We start from the raw sequence: 18,430 nt of genomic DNA, 5'->3' as shown, positions 1-18,430 counted from the left end.
ACTGGCCTTTCGCGCTCAGCCCTGTGCCTCGACCCGGTCCCAGAAGGCGGCCAGCGCCTCGGCCGTCCGCTCGGGGCGGTCGGTGTTGGGCGAGTGCTCGGCGCCGCGCACGATCGTGCGGTGCGCTCCGAGGCGTACGGCCATGTCGTCGAGGAGCGGCACCGGCCAGGTGTCGTCGCTCTCGCCCGACAGGACGTGCACCGGCAGCCGCAGGGCCGCCAGGTCGGGCACGCGGTCGGGCTCCTCGCACAGCTGCCGGCCCGCCGCGGTGAGCTGGGCCGGGCTGTTGCCGAGCCAGCGCCGCCGCAGGACCTCCAGGTCGTCCAGGCCGGCGTCCAGCTCGCCCTCGGCGTCCTCCGGCGGGTCGTCCAGCGCCCGGATCGCCTCCCAGACCTGCGCCATGTCCATCACGGCGAGCGCGTCCCGCAGCAGCTTGACCCGCTGCTGCTGGGAGGCGGAGATCTCCGCGGGCCCGGACGAGACGAGGGTGAGCGAACGGAAGCGGGCCGGTTCCCGCAGGACGGCCGCCCGGGCGACCTGGCCGCCGAACGAATGGCCCACGAGGTGGAAGCGGTCCTCGGGGCCGTCGGCGAGCGCGCCGAGCTGCGCGAGCACGTCCTGCGCCAACTCGCCCTGCGTGTAAGGCGTTTCGTCATCATGGGGACCCGGTGTCTCGTACTGACCCCGGCCGTCCACCGCGACGGTCCGGTAGCCGGCCGCGGCCAGGGGTTCGTGCAGCGAGATGAAGTCCTCCTTGCTGCCGGTGAACCCGGGCAGCAGCAGCGCGGTCCCCTTCACGGCGCTGCCCGCGTCGATGACGGCGAACTCCCCGCGCGCGGTACGGAGGCGGTACGCGCGGGCCCCGGAGGGCGGGACGAAGGTGGCGGGCCTGCTCATGGCACGAGGCTATCCGGGGAGCCGGATGGTCCGCAGACCGGGCGGCGTCCCGCCGGGTTGTGCCGGACGGCGCTGCGCCGGACCGTGCGGGACCGCGCCGCGGGGGACTGTGCGGGACCGGTCCGCGGCGGAGTGCCTGACCGGACTGCGCCGTGCCGTGCCGTGCTGGACCGGACCGGACCGGGCCGCACCGGGTCGTGTCGCGCTGGGCCGCGTCGTCCGGGCCGCGTAGGCCCGGACGACGCCGTGCCATGTCGGGCTGTGTCGGGAACGCCGACGGCCCGGCCCCCCTCAGGGGGACCGGGCCGTCGGCGTTCGGAACTCAGCCCTCCGTGGGCTCGGCGGGCGCTGCCGTCTTGCGTGCACGGCGGCGCGGCGCGGCCTTCGGGGCGGCCTCGGCGGCGCCCGCGTCCGCCACCGCGTCCACGGCCGCTTCCGCGGTCGTGGCCTTGGCGGCCGTCTTGCGCGTGCGGCGCGGCTTGGCCGGAGCCTCGGCGGTGTCCGCCGCGGCCTCGCCGGCCTGGGCCGGGATGCCGGCCTCGGCGACCGCGACCTTGCGGGTACGGCGGCGGGGCTTCGCCTCCGTCCCCTCGGCCGTGTCCACCGCGCTCTGCGCGCCCTCGGCCGGCGCCGCGACCTTGCGGGTGCGGCGCGGCTTGGCGGGAGCGGCGTCCGAGGGCGCCTCGACCGTCGCGCCCTCGGCGGTGTCCACCGCGGTCTCCGCGGGCGCGGTGGCCTTGCGCGTACGGCGACGCGGCGCGACCTGCGCGGCAGACGCCTCCTCCACCGGGGCGACCGCGGCGGCGGGAACCGTCTCGGCCGTCTTGCGGGTGCGGCGGCGCGGCTTGGCCTCGGGCTCCTCGGTCGCCTGCGCCGGGATACCGGCCTCGGCGACCGCGGTGACCTCGGCGGCCTCGGGAGCGGCCGCTGCCTTGCGGGTCCGGCGGCGCGGCTTCGCCTCGACGGCCTCGGCGGTGTCCAGGACCGCCTCGGCAGCATCCGTGGCCTTGGCCGCGGTCTTGCGGGTGCGGCGGGGCTTGGCCTCGACGGCCTCGACCGGGTCGACGACGGCGTCCACCACGGCTTCGGCTACCTCAGGGGCGACCGCGGTCTTGCGGGTCCGGCGGCGCGGCTTGGTCTCCACGACATCCACGGCTTCCGGGACCTGCGCGACCTCAGGGACCACGACGGCCGTGCCCTCGGCGGTGTCCACCGCGGTCTCGGCCGGTGCGGCCTTGCGGGTGCGGCGGCGCGGCTTGGTCACGACGGCTTCCGCGACCTCGACGGCCCCGGCCACCTCGCTCGGCCCGGCCGGTTCGGCCGACGGGGCCTCCTCGACGACGACCACCACGGGCTGCGCGGCCTCCGCGGAACGGCGCGAGCGCCGGCGCCGCGGCCTGGCCTCCGTGTCCGTCACCGGCTCGGTGGCCGGTACGGGCGCGGGGGCGGTGACCTCGACGACGGGGGCCTCGACGACGCTGCCCTCGGACGCGGCGACCGCGGTGGCGGCCTCCTCGGAGAAGGCGCCCCCGGCCCGCGTACGGCGACGGCGGCGCGGGGTGCGCGGCTCGGCGGCCGCAGCCGGCGCCGCGCTCTCGGACGGGGCCTGCGCAGGCGCCTGCGCCGCGGTCTGCGGCTCGGCGGCGTCGAGCGCGGTGCCGTTGCGCGTACGACGGCGGCGGCGCGGCGTGCGCGCCGACCGCTCACGGTCACGGTCACGGTCGCGGTCGCGGTCACGATCGCGGTCGGCGGCCGGAGCCGCCGAACGGCCACCGCGGCCACCACCGCGGGCGCCCCGCCCGCCGGTCTCGCCGAGGTCCTCGACGACCTCGGCCGACAGACCGGCACGGGTGCGCTCGGAACGCGGCAGCACGCCCTTGGTGCCCGCCGGGATGCTCAGCTCCTCGAAGAGGTGCGGGGACGTGGAGTACGTCTCCGGCGGGTCGTTGAAGCCGAGGTTCAGCGCCTTGTTGATGAGCTGCCAGCGCGGGATGTCGTCCCAGTCGACGAGGGTGATCGCGATGCCCTTGGCGCCCGCGCGGCCCGTACGGCCGATGCGGTGCAGGTACGTCTTCTCGTCCTCGGGGGACTGGTAGTTGATGACGTGCGTGACGCCCTCGACGTCGATGCCGCGCGCGGCCACGTCGGTGCAGACGAGCACGTCGACCTTGCCGTTGCGGAACGCGCGCAGCGCCTGCTCGCGGGCGCCCTGGCCGAGGTCGCCGTGGACCGCGCCGGAGGCGAAGCCGCGCTGCTGCAGCTGGTCGGCGAGGTCGGCCGCCGTCCGCTTCGTGCGGCAGAAGACCATCGCGAGACCGCGGCCGTCGGCCTGCAGTATCCGCGCGACCATCTCCGGCTTGTCCATGTTGTGCGCGCGGTAGATGTGCTGCTTGGTGTTCGCGACCGTCGCGCCGACGTCGTCGGGCTCCGCGGCGCGGATGTGCGTGGGCTGCGACATGTAGCGGCGCGCGAGGCCGATGACCGCGCCCGGCATGGTGGCCGAGAACAGCATCGTCTGGCGGCGCACCGGCAGCATGTTCATGATCTTCTCGACGTCGGGCAGGAAGCCCAGGTCGAGCATCTCGTCGGCCTCGTCGAGGACGAGGGCGCGCACGTGCTTGAGGTTGAGCTTCTTCTGGCCCGCGAGGTCGAGCAGCCGGCCCGGGGTGCCGACGACGACGTCGATGCCCTTCTTGAGGGCCTCGACCTGCGGCTCGTACGCCCGGCCGCCGTAGATGGCGAGGACGCGGACGTTGCGGACCTTGCCCGCCGTCAGCAGGTCGTTGGTGACCTGGGTGCACAGCTCGCGCGTCGGGACGACGACGAGGGCCTGCGGGGCGTCGGTGAGCTGCTCGGGCTGCGCCCGGCCCGCCTCGACGTCCGCGGGGACGGTGACGCGTTCGAGGAGGGGGAGGCCGAAGCCCAGCGTCTTGCCGGTGCCGGTCTTGGCCTGGCCGATGACGTCGTTGCCCGCGAGGGCGACGGGGAGCGTCATCTCCTGGATGGGGAAGGGACTCGTGATGCCGACGGCTTCGAGGGCCTCGGCCGTCTCGGGAAGGATCCCGAGGTCTCGGAAAGTAGTCAGGGTGCTGCCTCTTCTGTGTACGCGGTGCGAGGCGAGCGCGGGGGTCGTGTCGGGGACCGTGCCGGGGACGACAGCCGCTCCTGGGGAGCGGGCCGGGTGGCGCGGGACCACTGCCGACGCTCGAGCGTTCGTACCGCTGAGGGTCCCTCCGGATGCCGTACGCATCGTGCCGTACGGGCGAGGAGGGCTGTCGGGTCGGAGCCGATCGGGCCACCGACCGGGCATCCTCATTCATGCGGCCCGTCGAGTGACGTAGATCGACTCAGCGGGCGCATTACCACCATACCCCGGATCCGCGCATATGCGATGGCCGATTTGGTCACGTAGTCGTCGTCACACTGATTCACCAGGGCCTTCCGCCGTGCGGCGGGCGGGCTATTGTGCGCTTCATGACGACGTCTGCCAACTCTTCCGACGCCCCCGCCGAACCCACCGGAGTCGCCGCCCAGGACTGGGCCCAGGCCTCCGTCGACCCCCAGTACCGTGCCGCGGTCGTGGATCTGATCGGAGCGCTGGCGTACGGGGAGCTGGCCGCGTTCGAGCGCCTCGCGGAGGACGCCAAACTGGCGCCGACACTCGGCGACAAGGCGGCGCTCGCGAAGATGGCCTCGGCGGAGTTCCACCACTTCGACCAGCTCACGGCCCGGCTGACCGAGATCGGGGCGGAGCCGACGCAGGCCATGGAGCCCTTCGTCGCGGCCCTCGACGGGTTCCACAAGCAGACGGCGCCGTCGGACTGGCTGGAAGGGCTCGTCAAGGCGTACGTCGGCGACTCGATCGCGAGCGACTTCTACCGGGAGGTCGCGGCGCGGCTCGACGCGGACACGCGCAAGCTCGTGCTGGGTGTCCTGGACGACACGGGGCACGCGTCGTTCGCCGTGGAGAAGGTGCGGGCCGCCATCGACGCCGATCCCCGGGTGGGCGGGCGGCTCGCGCTGTGGGCGCGGCGGCTGATGGGGGAGGCGCTGTCGCAGTCCCAGCGGGTGGTGGCCGACCGGGACGCGCTGTCGACGATGCTCGTCGGCGGGGTCGCGGACGGGTTCGACCTCGCGGAGGTGGGGCGGATGTTCTCGCGGATCACTGAGGCGCACACGAAGCGGATGGCTGCTTTGGGGCTGGCGGCTTAGGGCGCCTGCCCCCTTTTACTGCCCTGCCTGGTGCTCGGCTGCGGGTCGTGGGGGCTGGTCGCGCAGTTCCCCGCGCCCCCCGGGAGACGGGCTGCGCCCTGTCCCCCGGGGGATCAGGCCGCTGCCGAGTGGTGGTGGCGGTGGAGTCTGCCCGCGGGGCGCAGGAGCAGGGAGATCGAGGCCGCCGCCACCGTGACCGCGCCGAGCATCACCGGCAGGAAGCCCACCGAGCCCAGCGCCGTGTGCGTCAGGAACGCTCCGAAGAGGCCGCCCGCGACGCCCGTCGACAGGACGAGGCGGCGGACCGGCAGGCGGTGCGGCAGCCGGTGGACGGCCGCCCAGGCGAGGGCCAGACCGAGGACGGCGGAGCCGAGCGCTTCCATGAACATTGGGTGGTCCCTCCCGCACGGCTGTGTGCACTTCGGTCGTAGCCCGTCCTACCCGTGACCTGCGGAATACAACCCTCCCGTGTGGACGAGTTGTGCTCCGCCCGTGAAATACGGCGAAGTGCGGCGAAGTACGTCAACCCGAACGGCGGACCGGGGCGGACCCGGACGGCGGACAGGGGAGAGGGGCCCGGCGGCCGATGCCGCCGGACCCCTCTCCCACGCCTGCTGCCACGCCCTACAGCGCGCTGAAGCCGACCTTGCGGGTCGTCGGCTCGCCGAGCTCCACGTACGCGAGGCGGTCCGCCGGGACCAGGACCTTGCGGCCGTGGTCGTCCACGAGGCTGAGCAGCTGCGACGTGCCCGCCAGGGCATCGGCCACCGCGCGCTCGACCTCTTCCGGACTCTGACCGCTCTCCAGAACGATCTCGCGGGGCGCGTGCTGCACGCCGATCTTGACCTCCACGGCTATGTCCCTCCGACGGTCACTGCTGTGCGCGTTCCTCCGCGCCGTACGCAGCACACATTAGCCCGGTGAGGGGACGTACACGCTCCGCCCGAGAACGCCAGGAGCGAACACCTCGTGGGAACAAAGTGACGCCCGTGGCGAACGGCGGCCGGTCGCCGTCAGTGGTTCTCGGTGCCGTGCAGCGGGAATCCCGCGATGCCCCGCCACGCCAGCGAGGTCAGCAGCTGCACCGCCTGGTCGCGCGGCACGCTGCGGTCGCTGTGCAGCCAGGAGCGCGCCACCACCTGGGCGAGTCCGCCCAGGCCCGAGGCGAGCAGCATCGACTCGGCCCGCGACAGGCCGGTGTCCTCCGCGATGACCTCGCAGATCGCCTCCGCGCACTGGAGCGTCACCCGGTCGACCCGCTCGCGGACCGCCGGCTCGTTCGTCAGGTCCGACTCGAAGACCAGTCGGAAGGCTCCGCCGTCGTCCTCCACGTACGCGAAGTAGGCGTCCATGGTCGCCCGTACGCGCAGGCTGTTGTCCGTGGTGGACGCCAGCGCGGCCCGGACGGCCAGCAGCAGCGACTCGCAGTGCTGGTCCAGCAGGGCGAGGTAGAGGTCGAGCTTGCCGGGGAAGTGCTGGTAGAGGACCGGCTTGCTGACGCCCGCGCGTTCGGCGATGTCGTCCATCGCGGCCGAGTGGTATCCCTGGGCAACGAACACTTCCTGGGCGGCGCCGAGGAGCTGGTTGCGTCGGGCACGGCGCGGCAGGCGTGTGCCCCGCGGGCGTGCTGCCTCTGTCTGCTCGATGGCTGTCACGCCGCCTCCCAAAATCGTCCACATGCGGTGAGCGCCGCGCGGCCATCGTACTTTTCGGTAACCGTGGTGTGCGCGGTGCGAGCGGAGAATTTCACGGACCGGACGCCGCCGAAACGGCGCGGATCGCGCCATACGGGGGCATGGCGGGCCCGTTCGTCCCTGGTCCGTGCCCGGGGCGGCCGTGCGCCCGGCCGGTCGCCCCGGGCCGGTTCACCGGTAGTCGTCCTCGTCCAGTTCGACGACCCTGGCCTGCTCGACGAGGTCCGCCTCGCTGGCGCTGTCCGGGTCCACGCCGGACAGCGGGTCGTCCCGGCGGGGCGCGAGATCCTGCTGCTGCTCGGCGGCGTCGGCCTCGGGGGCCTCCACGTCGATCTCGGTCCCCTCGGCGTCGTCCGTGTCCTCGATGGTCTCGGGGTCGGTGGGGTCGACGGTCATGTGTCCTCTTCCCGGGTGGTGCGAGTGCGCGCTTGCACGAGTACGAGTGCCCACGTTCCCGAAGCGTATGAGAGCCGGCGGCGGGGTGCCATGCGATCGGCCGTACCGCGGACGCGGACGCCGTCCCCGCGTCGGCGCGGCGCCGGACGCACACCGTCGGCCCCGTGCGGCCCCGAGCGGCCCCACGTCCGGGTGGCTCCGCGCCTGTGACTGCGAACACACGATCCACTACGTGATCGTCTCGTAACATTGCCGCATGTCTTCGACCGAACTGCCGTCAGTGCTGGCCGCCACCGTCACGCCGAAGGTGAGTTCCGTCAGGGTCGCGGAGGGGGAGAGACTGCGTTCGGTCGGGCTCCCCGGCGTCACGCTGACGGTCCGTTCGAGGCCTCCGGCCCGCGAAGGACTGCCGCCCGCGCTGTACGTGCACGGGCTCGGCGGTTCCTCGCAGAACTGGTCGGCGCTCATGCCGCTCCTCGACGACCTCGTGGACAGCGAGGCCCTCGACCTGCCGGGCTTCGGCGACTCGCCGCCGCCGGACGACGGCGACTACTCGGTGACCGGGCACGCCCGCGCCGTCATCCGCTACCTCGACGCGACCGAGCGCGGCCCCGTGCACCTCTTCGGGAACTCGCTGGGCGGCGCCGTCACCACACGCGTCGCCGCCGTGCGCCCCGATCTCGTCCGTACGCTCACGCTGGTGTCGCCCGCGCTCCCCGAACTGCGGCCGCAACGCACCGCGGTGCCGACGGCGCTGCTCGCGCTGCCCGGCGTGGCGTCCCTGTTCACCCGCTTCACCAAGGACTGGACCGCCGAGCAGCGGGTGCGGGGCGTCATGGCCCTCTGCTACGGGGACCCCGGCATGGTGACGCCGGAGGGATTCCGCAACGCTGTCGAGGAGATGGAGCGAAGGCTCGCCCTCCCGTACTTCTGGGACGCCATGGCGCGCTCGGCACGCGGCATAGTGGACGCGTACACCCTGGGCGGCCAGCACGGACTGTGGCGCCAGGCCGAGCGGGTGCTCGCGCCGACCCTTCTCGTCTACGGGGGGCGCGATCAGCTCGTCTCGTACCGTATGGCCCAGCGTGCGGCGCGTGCTTTCCGGCAGTCCCGGTTGCTGACGTTGCCTGACGCGGGCCATGTGGTGATGATGGAGTACCCGGAGACACTGGCCACGGCCTTCCGCGAACTCCTCGTGGACACAGGCGAGTTGACCGACACCGGCGCTGACGGCGCGAGGAGCTGAAGCGGGACGTGGGACGTCACAGCCGACGAGGGCCGGCCCCCAAGGGCGGCACCGTCGACAAGCCCGCGGTTCCGGCTGCCCGGTCGGAGACGGGAGCGGCCGGCGCGGCCACGGGGCGGCGGGCCCCCGCGGGACAGCAGCCTCCGTCCCCGCCGACGGGCGGGGCGCCCCGGTACGACGGCGGGGCTCCCGGGAGCGGGGGCCACCCGTACCCGGGTCCCCCCGACCAGTTCCCGGGCCGGCGTCCGGACGGGTACGCCGCGTACGGGGACCGGCCCCCGGGTCCGTCGCCGCGCCTGCCGGACGGGACGCCCGCCCACGGGTTCCCGCGGCTCCAGGACGGCACGCCCGCTCACGGATTCCCCCGGCTGCCCGACGGCACTCCCGCCCATGGGTTCCCGCGCCTGCCGGACGGGACCCCGGCCCACGGGTTCCCGCGGCTGCCCGACGGCGCCCGGTCACAGGGCGGGCCGCGTCCTGCCGGTGGTACCCCCACGCCCACGCAGGGGGCGCCCCGCGTCCGCGGTGGGCATCCCGAGCAGCGGGAGGCCGGTGGCGGCTGGGGACGGACCGGTGCGGGTGCGGGGACCGGTTTCGGTACCGGCTTCGGCGCCGGCGTCGCTACGGGCGCGGGTGCGGGTGCGGGTGCGGGCGCCGGTTCCGGTTCCGCGTACGGAACGCCGCGGACCTCTCCGCGGTCCCCGCAGGGGCCGCGTCCCGACACCGCCCGGACCCGCGGCCCCCGCCAGGCCTACGTCGACGCCTTCGACGATGCTTTCGACGACGGCGGTGGCGGCTCCGCGCGCCCCGCAGCCTTCTCCGCGTCCGCCTCCGCCCCCGCCGCCGACCGGGACGGCGGGACCGAGCACAAGGCGCCGCCGCGCAAGCCGGGCGGCACGCCCACGACGACGGCGGACAGGGCCGAGGGCGGGGGCGGTGGCGGCAAGGGCCGGACCTTCACCGGCATCGCGGCCGCCGCCGTCACCACCGTGCTGGCCGTCGTCGTGGCGGGCCAGGTCACCGACGGCGACACGGACGACACCGCACGCCCCGCGGCGACCGGCGGCGCCGGCCAGAGGGCCGACGACTACGCCTCGCGCACCGACAAGCGCCCCGCGCCCTCCGTGCGGCCCGGCGCTGCGACGCTGTCGTACGCGCAGCAGATGGCGGCGAAGTACCCTCTCGCGGCCGGCCTGGAGGGCGGCGGGAAATTCGAGGCGATTCCCGGTCTCGACAAGGCACCGGGAAAGGGGCAGAAATACACCTACCGTGTCGACGTCGAGAAAGACCTCGGTCTCGACGGCCGGCTCTTCGCGCAGGCCGTGCAGAAAACCCTGAACGACAAGCGCAGTTGGGCCCACGGCGGCGGCCGCACTTTCGAGCGGATCTCCTCCGGAAAGCCCGATTTCGTCATCACGCTCGCGAGTCCGGGAACCACCGCTTTCTGGTGTGCCAAGTCCGGTCTCGACACCACCCAGGACAACGTCTCCTGCGACTCGGCCGCCACCGACCGCGTGATGATCAACGCGTACCGCTGGGCCCAGGGCTCCAAGACCTACGGCGACAAGATGTACGCGTACCGTCAGATGCTGATCAACCACGAGGTGGGGCACCGGCTCGGATACGGGCACGTCAGCTGCAGTGTCGACGGCGGGCTCGCCCCCGTCATGCAGCAGCAGACCAAGTTCCTGGACCACGACGGGATCAGCTGCAAGCCCAACCCCTGGCCCTTCCCGTCGAGTTGAGCGGGGGCGGCCGGCTCGCATTGACAGCTGGGAGAAATTCGTTCATATTTTCTGGCATGTCGCCTCGTCACATCTCCGCGCGCGCCGCCCTTGAGCTGGCGCTCTTCGGTGTGACCGCACTCTGCGTGGCCGACATCCACTGTCGCTGACCTCCGCCCCCGGCGCGCGTCGGCGTTCACTCGCTTTTCCTCGGCACTCACCGATTCCGATCGGCACCGTTCGGCACCGTTCTGCACCGAAATGACGGTGCCGGGTGTTTTCCGGCGTGCCCTCGTGCCCCCGGGGCGATTTCCGCGATTCCTTCCTCCCGCCGCGTCCTTTTCCGCGCGGTGTTCGCCGAATTCTCCGAGGGGTTTCCTCCCATGCTGCGTCAACCGTCCGTCACAGCGCGCCGTCTGGCCGCCGTATCCGTCAGCCTGGCCGTGGCAGCGGGTGCAGTCGCCTGCGGGCCGGAGGACAACGATGCCAAGGCCACCTCCGGCGGCGCCGACGCCAAGCCCGCCAAGGGCGGCACCCTGACGGTCCTGAACTCCGATCCCCAGCAGGACTTCGACCCCGCCCGCCTCTACACCTCGGGCGGCGGCAACGTCCCCTCCCTCGTCTTCCGCACCCTCACCACGCGCAACCGCGAGGACGGGGCCGAGGGCGCGAAGGTCGTGCCCGACCTCGCCACCGACACCGGCACGCCGAGCAAGAACGCGACCGTGTGGACGTACACCCTGAAGAAGAGCCTGAAGTACGAGGACGGCACCGCCATCACCTCGGCCGACATCAAGTACGGCATCGAGCGGTCCTTCGCCGCGGAGCTGTCGGGCGGCGCGCCCTACCTGCGGGACTGGCTGATCGGCGGGGCCGACTACCAGGGCCCGTACAAGGACAAGAAGGGCCTCGACTCGATCGAGACGCCCGACGAGCGGACCATCGTCTTCCGGCTGAACAAGCCCGAGGGCGAGTTCCCGTACCTGGCCACGCAGACGCAGTTCGCGCCCGTTCCCGAGGCCAAGGACACCGGTACCAAGTACGAGGAGCACCCGGTCTCGTCCGGCCCGTACAAGGTCGTCTCGAACGAGAACGACGGCGAACGGCTGGTCCTGGAGCGCAACACGCACTGGTCCGCGTCGACGGACGCCGAGCGCAAGGCCTACCCCGACAGGATCGACGTGCGGTCCGGGCTCGACTCGTCCGTCATCAACCAGCGGCTCTCCTCCTCGCAGGGCGCCGACGCCGCCGCCGTGACCACCGACACCAACCTCGGACCGGCCGAACTCGCCAAGGTCAGCGGCGACAAGCAGCTCGCCGCGCGCGTGGGCACCGGCCACTTCGGCTACACGAACTACATCGCCTTCAACCCGAAGGTGAAGCCCTTCGACGACCCGAAGGTGCGCCAGGCGATCTCGTACGCCGTCGACCGCTCGTCCGTGATCAACGCGGCGGGCGGGTCCTCGCTGGCCGAGCCCGCGACGACGTACCTGCCGAACCAGAAGTCCTTCGGCTACACGGCGTACAACCACTTCCCGGCGGGTGAGTCGGGCAACGCGGCCAAGGCGAAAGAGCTGCTGAAGGAGGCGGGCCACGCCAAGGGTCTGACCGTCACGCTCACGCATTCCAACGCCAAGGACTTCGAGACCAGCCCGGAGATCGCGACCGCCATCCAGGACGCCCTGAAGAAGGCCGGCATCACCGTCAAGCTCCAGGGGCTTGAGGACAACGACTACAAGGACAAGATCCACAGCGCGAAGACCGAGCCCGGTTTCTTCCTCGCGCACTGGGGTGCCGACTGGCCCTCGGGCGGCCCCTTCCTGGCCCCGATCTTCGACGGCCGGCAGATCGTCGAGGACGGTGCCAACTTCAACACCGGCTTCCTGGACGACAAGTCCGTCAACGACGAGATCGACGCCATCAACAAGCTGACCGACCTCGACGAGGCCGCCACCCGCTGGGGCGCGCTCGACAAGAAGATCGGCGAGCAGGCGCTGACCGTGCCGCTGTTCCACCCGGTCTACAAGCGGCTGTACGGCAAGGACGTCAAGAACATCGTGATCAGCGACTGGACCGGGGTGCTGGACATCTCGCAGGTCGCGGTGAAGTAGCGCCGTGAGCGAAGTCCTCGTCGCCTCCCAGGCCCCCGGGGCGGACCTCACGGTCCTCCCGGGGGCCTCGGGGGCCCGTCAGTTCTGGCGGCGGCTGCGCGCCCAGCGCGCCGCCCTCGTCGCGGCGGCCGTCGTCGCCGTCCTCGTCCTGGTCGCGCTCGCCGCGCCGCTGCTCACCGCGATCGAGGGCCAGGACCCCACCACGTACCACCCGGAGCTGATCGACTCCGCGCGCGGCGGCGTGCCCGTCGGCGCGTTCGGCGGCATCAGCGGCGAGCACTGGCTCGGCGTCGAACCGCAGACCGGACGCGACCTGTTCGCGCGGCTCGTGTACGGGGCCCGGGTCTCGCTGGGGGTCGCGCTGGCCGCGACCGTCGTGCAGATCGTCATCGGCGTGGTCGTGGGGGTCGCGGCCGGGCTCGGGACCCGCTGGGTCGACCAGGCGCTGAGCCGGTTCACCGACATCATCGTCGCTCTGCCGCTGATGGTCATGTCGCTGGCGATGCTCGCGATCGTGCCGTCCGGTTTCCCGCGGCCCGTGCTGGTCGCCCTGGTCATCGGCCTGATCGCCTGGGGCACCATCGCGAAGATCGTGCGCGCGCAGACGCTCGCCCTCAAGGGGCTCGACCACGTCTCCGCGGCCCGGCTCAGCGGCTGGGGCACCTGGCACATCGCCCGCCGCGAGCTGCTGCCGGGGCTCGCCGCACCCGTCATCACGTACGCGGCGCTCCTCATCCCGCAGAACATCACCGTCGAGGCGGCCCTGTCCTTCCTCGGGGTCGGCGTGAAGCCGCCGACCCCGTCGTGGGGGCAGATGCTCACCGCCGCCGACGTCTGGTACCAGGCGGCGCCGCAGTACCTACTGCTGCCGGCGGGCGCGCTCTTCGTGACCGTGCTCGCGCTGACGGTCCTCGGCGACGGGGTGCGCACGGCCCTCGACCCACGGGCGGCCTCGCGGCTGCGGGTGGGGACGGGGCGACGGCGGGAGGCGAAGGCGGACGCGACGGCCGGTACGGACGGGCCGTCCGGTGGGCCGGATATGCCGTCCGGTGGGGCGGAGCGGGGTGGTGCGTCGTGAACGGCTTCGTCGGGTTCGTCCTGCGCCGGGCCGTCGGCACGCTGGTCACGCTGGCCGCCATCTCCGTGATCGTCTACGTCGTCTTCTACGTCACCCCCGGCAACGTCGCCCAGATCACCTGCGGTCCGCGCTGCTCACCCGCCCAGGTCCAGCAGGTCGCCGACCAGCTGCACCTCGCGGACCCGCTGTACGAGCGTTACTGGCACTTCCTGCAAGGCCTCGTCGCCGGCCAGGACTACTCCACCGGCACCGCCGTGCAGCACTGCCCGGCGCCCTGCCTCGGGCTGTCGTACCAGAGCGACCAGCAGGTCACCGAGTTGATCCTGACGAAGCTGCCGGTCAGCCTGTCGCTCGTGCTCGGCGCGATGGTCATGTGGCTGATCCTCGGCGTGGGCACCGGCGTGCTCTCGGCGTGGCGGCGCGGACGGCTCACCGAGCGGGTGCTGACCGGCATCACGCTCGTGGGCGTGGCCACGCCCGTCTTCGTCATCGGCCTCGTCCTGATGATCGTCGTCTGCGGCGAACTGGAGCTGCTGCCCTTCCCGCAGTACGTGAAGTTCACCGACGATCCCGAACAGTGGGCGTGGAACCTGCTGCTGCCGTGGCTCTCCCTCGCCCTCATCGAGGCCGCCGCGTTCGCCCGGCTGACCAGGGCGTCGATGCTGGAGACCCTCGCGGAGGACCACATCCGTACCTTCCGCGCGTACGGCGTCGGCGAACGCTCGGTCATCGGACGGCACGCGCTGCGCGGGGCGTTCGCGCCGGTCATCGCGCTGAACGCCAACAACGTCGGGTCGGCGGTGGGCGGCGCGGTGCTCACCGAGACGCTCTTCGGCCTGCCCGGCATCGGAAGGGAACTGGTCCACGCCGTCGATGTCGTCGACCTTCCCGTGGTGGTCGGGATGGTCCTGGTCATCGGATTCTTCGTCGTCATCGCCAACGCCGTCGCGGACGTGCTGTACGCGGTGGCCGACCGACGGGTGGTACTGGCATGAGCCTGGTCCGGACAACCGATCTCACCGTCGCCTTCGACGGACTGCGGGCGGTCGACGGGCTGTCGTTCACCCTGGCGGAGGGCGCGGCGCTCGCCCTGGTCGGGGAGTCCGGCTCGGGCAAGTCCACGGTCGCCTCGGCCCTGCTCGGGCTGCACCGCGGCACGGGGGCGCGCGTCGGCGGCTCGGTCGAGGTCGCCGGGGTCGACGTGCAGCGGGCGTCGGAGGACGAGCTGCGGCGGCTGCGCGGGGCGCGGGCCGCGATGGTCTTCCAGGACCCGCTGTCCTCCCTCGACCCGTACTACGCGATCGGCGACCAGATCGCCGAGGTCTACCGCGTGCACACGCGGGCGTCCCGGCGAACGGCACGCGCGCGTGCCGTGGAGGTGCTGGACCGGGTGGGCATCGCGGACGCGGGGCGGCGCTCGCGCGCGCGGCCGCACGAGTTCAGCGGCGGGATGCGCCAGCGCGCCCTGATCGCGATGGCGCTGGCCTGCGAGCCGGCCCTGCTGATCGCCGACGAGCCGACGACCGCGCTGGACGTGACCGTCCAGGCCCAGATCCTCGACCTCCTGCACACGCTCCGCGAGGAGACGGGCATGGGGCTCCTCCTCGTCACCCACGACGTGGGCGTCGCCGCGGAGAGCGCCGACGAGGTCCTGGTCATGCGGCACGGCCGCGTCGTGGAGCACGGCCCCGTCGCCGAGGTCCTGGGGAATCCGGCGGCTTCCTACACCCGCGAGCTCCTGGGCGCGGTACCGCGCCTGGACACGCCACGTGCGGCAGCGGACCGCAAGGTGGTTGCCGGTGCGGCCGCCGACGGCGGGGCGGCGGACGGCGGGGCGGCGGACGGTGTCGTGCTGGAAGCCGTCGGGCTGCGGCGCGAGTTCGGGCGCGGGAAGCGCACGTTCGCGGCGGTCGACGACGTGTCGCTGACCGTCCGCCGGGGCGAGACGCTCGGCATCGTCGGGGAGAGCGGCAGCGGCAAGACGACGCTGGGCCGCATGCTGGTCGGCCTGCTGGAACCGACGGCGGGGCGGATCCTACCCGGCGGCGGCGTACGCCCCGACGTGCAGATGGTCTTCCAGGACCCCGTCTCCTCCCTCAACCCGCGCCGCAGCGTGGGCGAGTCGATCGCCGACCCCCTGCGGGCCCGCGCACGCGGCAGGGCAGCCGCCCCGCCGGGCTCCGGTCCGGCCCCCGGCCGGGAGCCGGTCAGGGACGAGGCGGGCATCCGGGGGCGCGTACGGGAACTGCTGGAGCGGGTGGGGCTCGAAGGGGCGCACTACGACCGCTACCCGCACGAGTTCAGCGGTGGTCAGCGCCAGCGCGTGGGCATCGCGCGGGCCCTCGCCGCCGACCCACGGGTCATCGTGTGCGACGAGCCGGTCTCCGCGCTGGACGTCACCACTCAGGCCCAGGTGGTCGCCCTCCTCGACGAACTGCGCCGCGAACTCGGCCTCGCCCTGGTCTTCGTGGCCCACGACCTCGCGGTGGTGCGCCAGGTCAGCGACCGTGTCGCGGTGATGCGCCGCGGCCGGATCGTCGAGTACGGCCCCGCCGACGAGGTGTACGGCTCACCGCGCGACCCGTACACGAAACAGCTGCTCGCCGCCGTCCCCGCGCTCGATCCGGCGGTCGCCGCCGCCCGCCGTGCGACCCGCCGGACCGCCCGCCGACACCTGGCCGAGGTATGACGAAACGTGTTCGGTTGATCTCTTAGCGCGACGGAACGCGACCCGCACGGGAAAGTTACGACCGTTCACCCCTTTTGGTGGTGCGACGGACAACCGTCCGTCGTACCACCGTCATGTCCGCATACGTTCGTCCCGCTGCGAGCCGCCGGGTCAACGGCGGCTCCCCACACGGGAGATCGGGAGTGCGGTCGTGCGCATAGGACTGCTTACGGAGGGTGGCTATCCGTATGTGAGCGGTGAGGCGAGGCTCTGGTGCGACCGGCTCGTGCGCGGGCTCGGGCAGCACGAGTTCGACATCTACGCCCTGAGCCGCAGCCAGGACCAGGAGGACGAGGGCTGGATCCAGCTCCCCTCCCAGGTCAGCCGTGTGCGCACCGCCCCGCTCTGGACGGCGGAGGACGACGGCGTCGGGTACGGGCGACGGGCCCGCCGCCGGTTCGCCGACTGCTATGGGGAACTGGCCGCCGCCCTCTGCGCGGACGACCCGCTCGGTGCCGCCGCCGAACACGGCTCCGCCTCTGCCTCCGGGCCCGCCTCCGCCTCCGGCGCCGCTTCCGGGTCGGTTTCCGGACCCGTCCCCGGAGCTGTCCCAGGATCCGTCCCCGGGGCCGGGGACGCCCCCGCGGACGCGACGGACCGTTTCAGCAGCGCGCTCTACGGGCTCGCCGAACTGGCCCGGGACGAGGGCGGCCTGGTCGGTGCCCTGCGCTCCGAGACCGCCGTGCGCGCCCTCGAACGCGCCTGCCGGGCCCCCGGCGCACTGCGCGCCGCGCGCACCGCACGCGTGCCCGACCTGCTCACCGTCGCCGCCCAGGTGGAACGCACCCTGCGCCCCCTCTCCCTCGACTGGTACGAGGACGACGGCCTCGGCTCGGTCGACCTGTGCCACGCCACGTCCGGCGGGGCGGCGGCCCTGCCGGGGCTGCTCGCCCACCACTTCTCCGGCGTCCCGCTGCTGGTCACGGAGTACGGGGTGCAGTTGCGGGCGCACTACCTGGGGTCGCGCGAGGATTTGGAGGGGCGCGCGGTGCCGGCGCCGGCGCGCGCCCTGCTCGCCGCGTTCCACGGCAGGCTGGCCGCGGAGGCGTACCGGCGGGCCGAGGTCATCACGCCCGGCAACACCCACGCCCGTCGCTGGCAGGAGCGCTGCGGAGCCGACCCGGCCAGGATCCGTACCGTCTACCCCGGCATGGAGGCGTCCCGCTTCGCGGAGGTGGGCGAGGGCGCCGAGTGCGCCGACCCGGACACCCTGGTGTGGGTCGGCCGCATCGAACCCGCCAAGGACCTGGCCACGCTGCTGCACGCCTTCGCGGAGGTCCGCGAGGAGGAGCCGAAGGCGCGGCTGCGCATCGTCGGCGCGCCCGCCGACGGACCGGAGGGCGCCACGTACCTGGCGCACTGCAGGGCGCTGGCCGCGCAGCTCTTCCCCGGCGGCGGCGGTGTGCGCGCGGTCGGCGACGACCCCGTCTCCTTCGAGGAGATCGGCGGGCCGCAGGCACCCACCCTCCCGGAGGCCTACGCCTCGGGCGCCCTCGTCGTCCTGTCCAGCGTCGTCGAGGGCTTCCCGATCAGCCTCGTCGAAGCGATGTTCTCCGGCCGCGCCACGGTCTCCACGGACGTCGGCGCGGTCGTCGAGGTCATCGGCGGTACGGGACTCGTGGTCCCGCCGGGTGATCCGCGTGCGCTGGCCGAAGCCTGCGTCGCCCTCCTGCGTGACCCGGAGCGCCGTTCGCGCCTGGGCGCCGCCGCCCGTGCCCGGGCGCTGGAGCTGTTCACCGTCGAACAGAACATCATGGCATTTCACAGCATTTACCTGGAGATCGTCTCGCGCTGCCCGGCCCGGCGGGACTCGGTCGGCGCGTCGGGCGACCCCCTTCCCTTCGCCATACCCGCCGAGGCGCACGTGCCGAACCGGTGGACGGAGTCCGCGGCGCGCCCGGTGACCGCGGGAAGACCGGCCCCGGGATGGGCGGCGGGCCCGCCCGTACAGGGCGTTCCGTCGGGATACGCCCCGGACTCCGCCACGGCCGCGGCGGGCGGACGGACGCGCGCGGGGGAGGGGTCGTGGTGAACCGACGACGTTTCGAGGACGCCGCCGACCGGGCGGACGACGCGGAGGACAGGCGGGACAGGCAGGACAGGCGGGACCGGCGGGACGCGGACGCCGAGGTCGGCGAGACCAAGGTGGTGGACGTCCGGCCGGGCGAGACGCGCGTGGTGGACGTGCAGTTGGGCCAGTCACGCATCGCGGACACCCGACAGGACACGGACACCCGGCAGGACCGGTCCGCCGTGGCTCAGGCGCCGCAGGTGCGGCCCGAGGTGTCGGCGACGGCGGCCACCCGGCTCAGGTGGGACGCCGTGACGGTCACGGCGTCCCACC

At 73.3% G+C, this 18,430-nt stretch carries 16 protein-coding genes; 10 read left to right on the top strand and 6 right to left on the bottom strand.

Features of this window, described 5'->3' with window-relative positions; all coding sequences use genetic code 11:
* Positions 1–15: 15 nt before the first annotated feature.
* Together FGF04_RS14195 and FGF04_RS14190 are read right to left on the bottom strand one after the other, a co-directional pair.
* Positions 16–897, bottom strand: coding sequence for an alpha/beta fold hydrolase (locus FGF04_RS14195; protein WP_149511663.1), 882 nt, complete (start codon positions 895–897; stop codon positions 16–18).
* Positions 898–1,219: 322 nt separating this feature from the next.
* Positions 1,220–3,892 carry a DEAD/DEAH box helicase gene (locus FGF04_RS14190; protein ID WP_188114086.1) on the bottom strand — a complete coding sequence of 891 codons (2,673 nt, stop codon included), beginning with the start codon at positions 3,890–3,892 and terminating at the stop codon, positions 1,220–1,222.
* 479 nt (positions 3,893–4,371) lie between these two features.
* Here FGF04_RS14190 and FGF04_RS14185 point away from each other — a divergent pair, with 479 nt between their 5' ends.
* Positions 4,372–5,109: a ferritin-like fold-containing protein gene (locus FGF04_RS14185; RefSeq protein ID WP_149511661.1), complete on the top strand. Its 738-nt coding sequence runs from the start codon at positions 4,372–4,374 to the stop codon at positions 5,107–5,109.
* A gap of 113 nt (positions 5,110–5,222) precedes the next feature.
* Here the strand turns inward: FGF04_RS14185 and FGF04_RS14180 are convergent, their stop codons facing one another.
* From FGF04_RS14180 to FGF04_RS14165, 4 genes are all read right to left on the bottom strand, one after another.
* On the bottom strand, positions 5,223–5,498 hold the full coding sequence (locus FGF04_RS14180) for a hypothetical protein (protein WP_149511660.1): 276 nt from the start codon (positions 5,496–5,498) through the stop codon (positions 5,223–5,225).
* Positions 5,499–5,733: 235 nt separating this feature from the next.
* Positions 5,734–5,961 (bottom strand): DUF3107 domain-containing protein, encoded by a 228-nt coding sequence (locus tag FGF04_RS14175; RefSeq protein ID WP_149511659.1) that lies wholly within the window; start codon positions 5,959–5,961, stop codon positions 5,734–5,736.
* Positions 5,962–6,122: 161 nt separating this feature from the next.
* Entirely contained in the window at positions 6,123–6,764 is a 642-nt protein-coding gene (locus FGF04_RS14170; protein ID WP_149511658.1) for a TetR/AcrR family transcriptional regulator, read from the bottom strand.
* A gap of 210 nt (positions 6,765–6,974) precedes the next feature.
* The gene (locus tag FGF04_RS14165) at positions 6,975–7,199 is read right to left on the bottom strand and encodes a hypothetical protein (RefSeq protein ID WP_149511657.1); all 225 of its coding nucleotides are present in this window, start codon (positions 7,197–7,199) and stop codon (positions 6,975–6,977) included.
* A 256-nt stretch (positions 7,200–7,455) separates the two neighbouring features.
* Here FGF04_RS14165 and FGF04_RS14160 point away from each other — a divergent pair, with 256 nt between their 5' ends.
* The 9 genes from FGF04_RS14160 to FGF04_RS40050 form a co-directional block, all read left to right on the top strand.
* Complete coding sequence (locus FGF04_RS14160) at positions 7,456–8,445, top strand: alpha/beta fold hydrolase (RefSeq protein WP_149511656.1); 990 nt, start codon at positions 7,456–7,458, stop codon at positions 8,443–8,445.
* 8 nt (positions 8,446–8,453) lie between these two features.
* On the top strand, positions 8,454–10,190 hold the full coding sequence (locus tag FGF04_RS14155; RefSeq protein WP_149511655.1) for a DUF3152 domain-containing protein: 1,737 nt from the start codon (positions 8,454–8,456) through the stop codon (positions 10,188–10,190).
* A gap of 56 nt (positions 10,191–10,246) precedes the next feature.
* The gene (locus tag FGF04_RS41840; RefSeq protein ID WP_318658070.1) at positions 10,247–10,339 is read left to right on the top strand and encodes an Ms4533A family Cys-rich leader peptide; all 93 of its coding nucleotides are present in this window, start codon (positions 10,247–10,249) and stop codon (positions 10,337–10,339) included.
* Positions 10,340–10,555: 216 nt separating this feature from the next.
* Entirely contained in the window at positions 10,556–12,280 is a 1,725-nt protein-coding gene (locus FGF04_RS14150; RefSeq protein ID WP_149512267.1) for an ABC transporter substrate-binding protein, read from the top strand.
* Positions 12,281–12,284: 4 nt separating this feature from the next.
* On the top strand, positions 12,285–13,358 hold the full coding sequence (locus FGF04_RS14145) for an ABC transporter permease (protein ID WP_149511654.1): 1,074 nt from the start codon (positions 12,285–12,287) through the stop codon (positions 13,356–13,358).
* A complete protein-coding gene (locus FGF04_RS14140) occupies positions 13,355–14,353 on the top strand; it encodes an ABC transporter permease (protein WP_149511653.1) in 999 nt (332 codons plus the stop codon). The genes FGF04_RS14145 and FGF04_RS14140 overlap by 4 nt, the downstream gene beginning before the upstream one ends.
* Complete coding sequence (locus FGF04_RS14135; protein ID WP_149511652.1) at positions 14,350–16,047, top strand: dipeptide ABC transporter ATP-binding protein; 1,698 nt, start codon at positions 14,350–14,352, stop codon at positions 16,045–16,047. The genes FGF04_RS14140 and FGF04_RS14135 overlap by 4 nt, the downstream gene beginning before the upstream one ends.
* Before the next feature lie 190 nt (positions 16,048–16,237).
* On the top strand, positions 16,238–18,118 hold the full coding sequence (locus FGF04_RS14130; RefSeq protein ID WP_149511651.1) for a DUF3492 domain-containing protein: 1,881 nt from the start codon (positions 16,238–16,240) through the stop codon (positions 18,116–18,118).
* Positions 18,115–18,430 (top strand): hypothetical protein (locus FGF04_RS40050; RefSeq protein WP_188114085.1); only part of this gene is annotated, 316 nt, incomplete at its 3' end. The genes FGF04_RS14130 and FGF04_RS40050, both read left to right, overlap by 4 nt.

Source organism: Streptomyces apricus (assembly GCF_008369065.1).
Classification (GTDB): Bacteria; Actinomycetota; Actinomycetes; order Streptomycetales; family Streptomycetaceae; genus Streptomyces; species Streptomyces apricus.
This window is presented reverse-complemented; position numbering and strand designations above follow the sequence as displayed.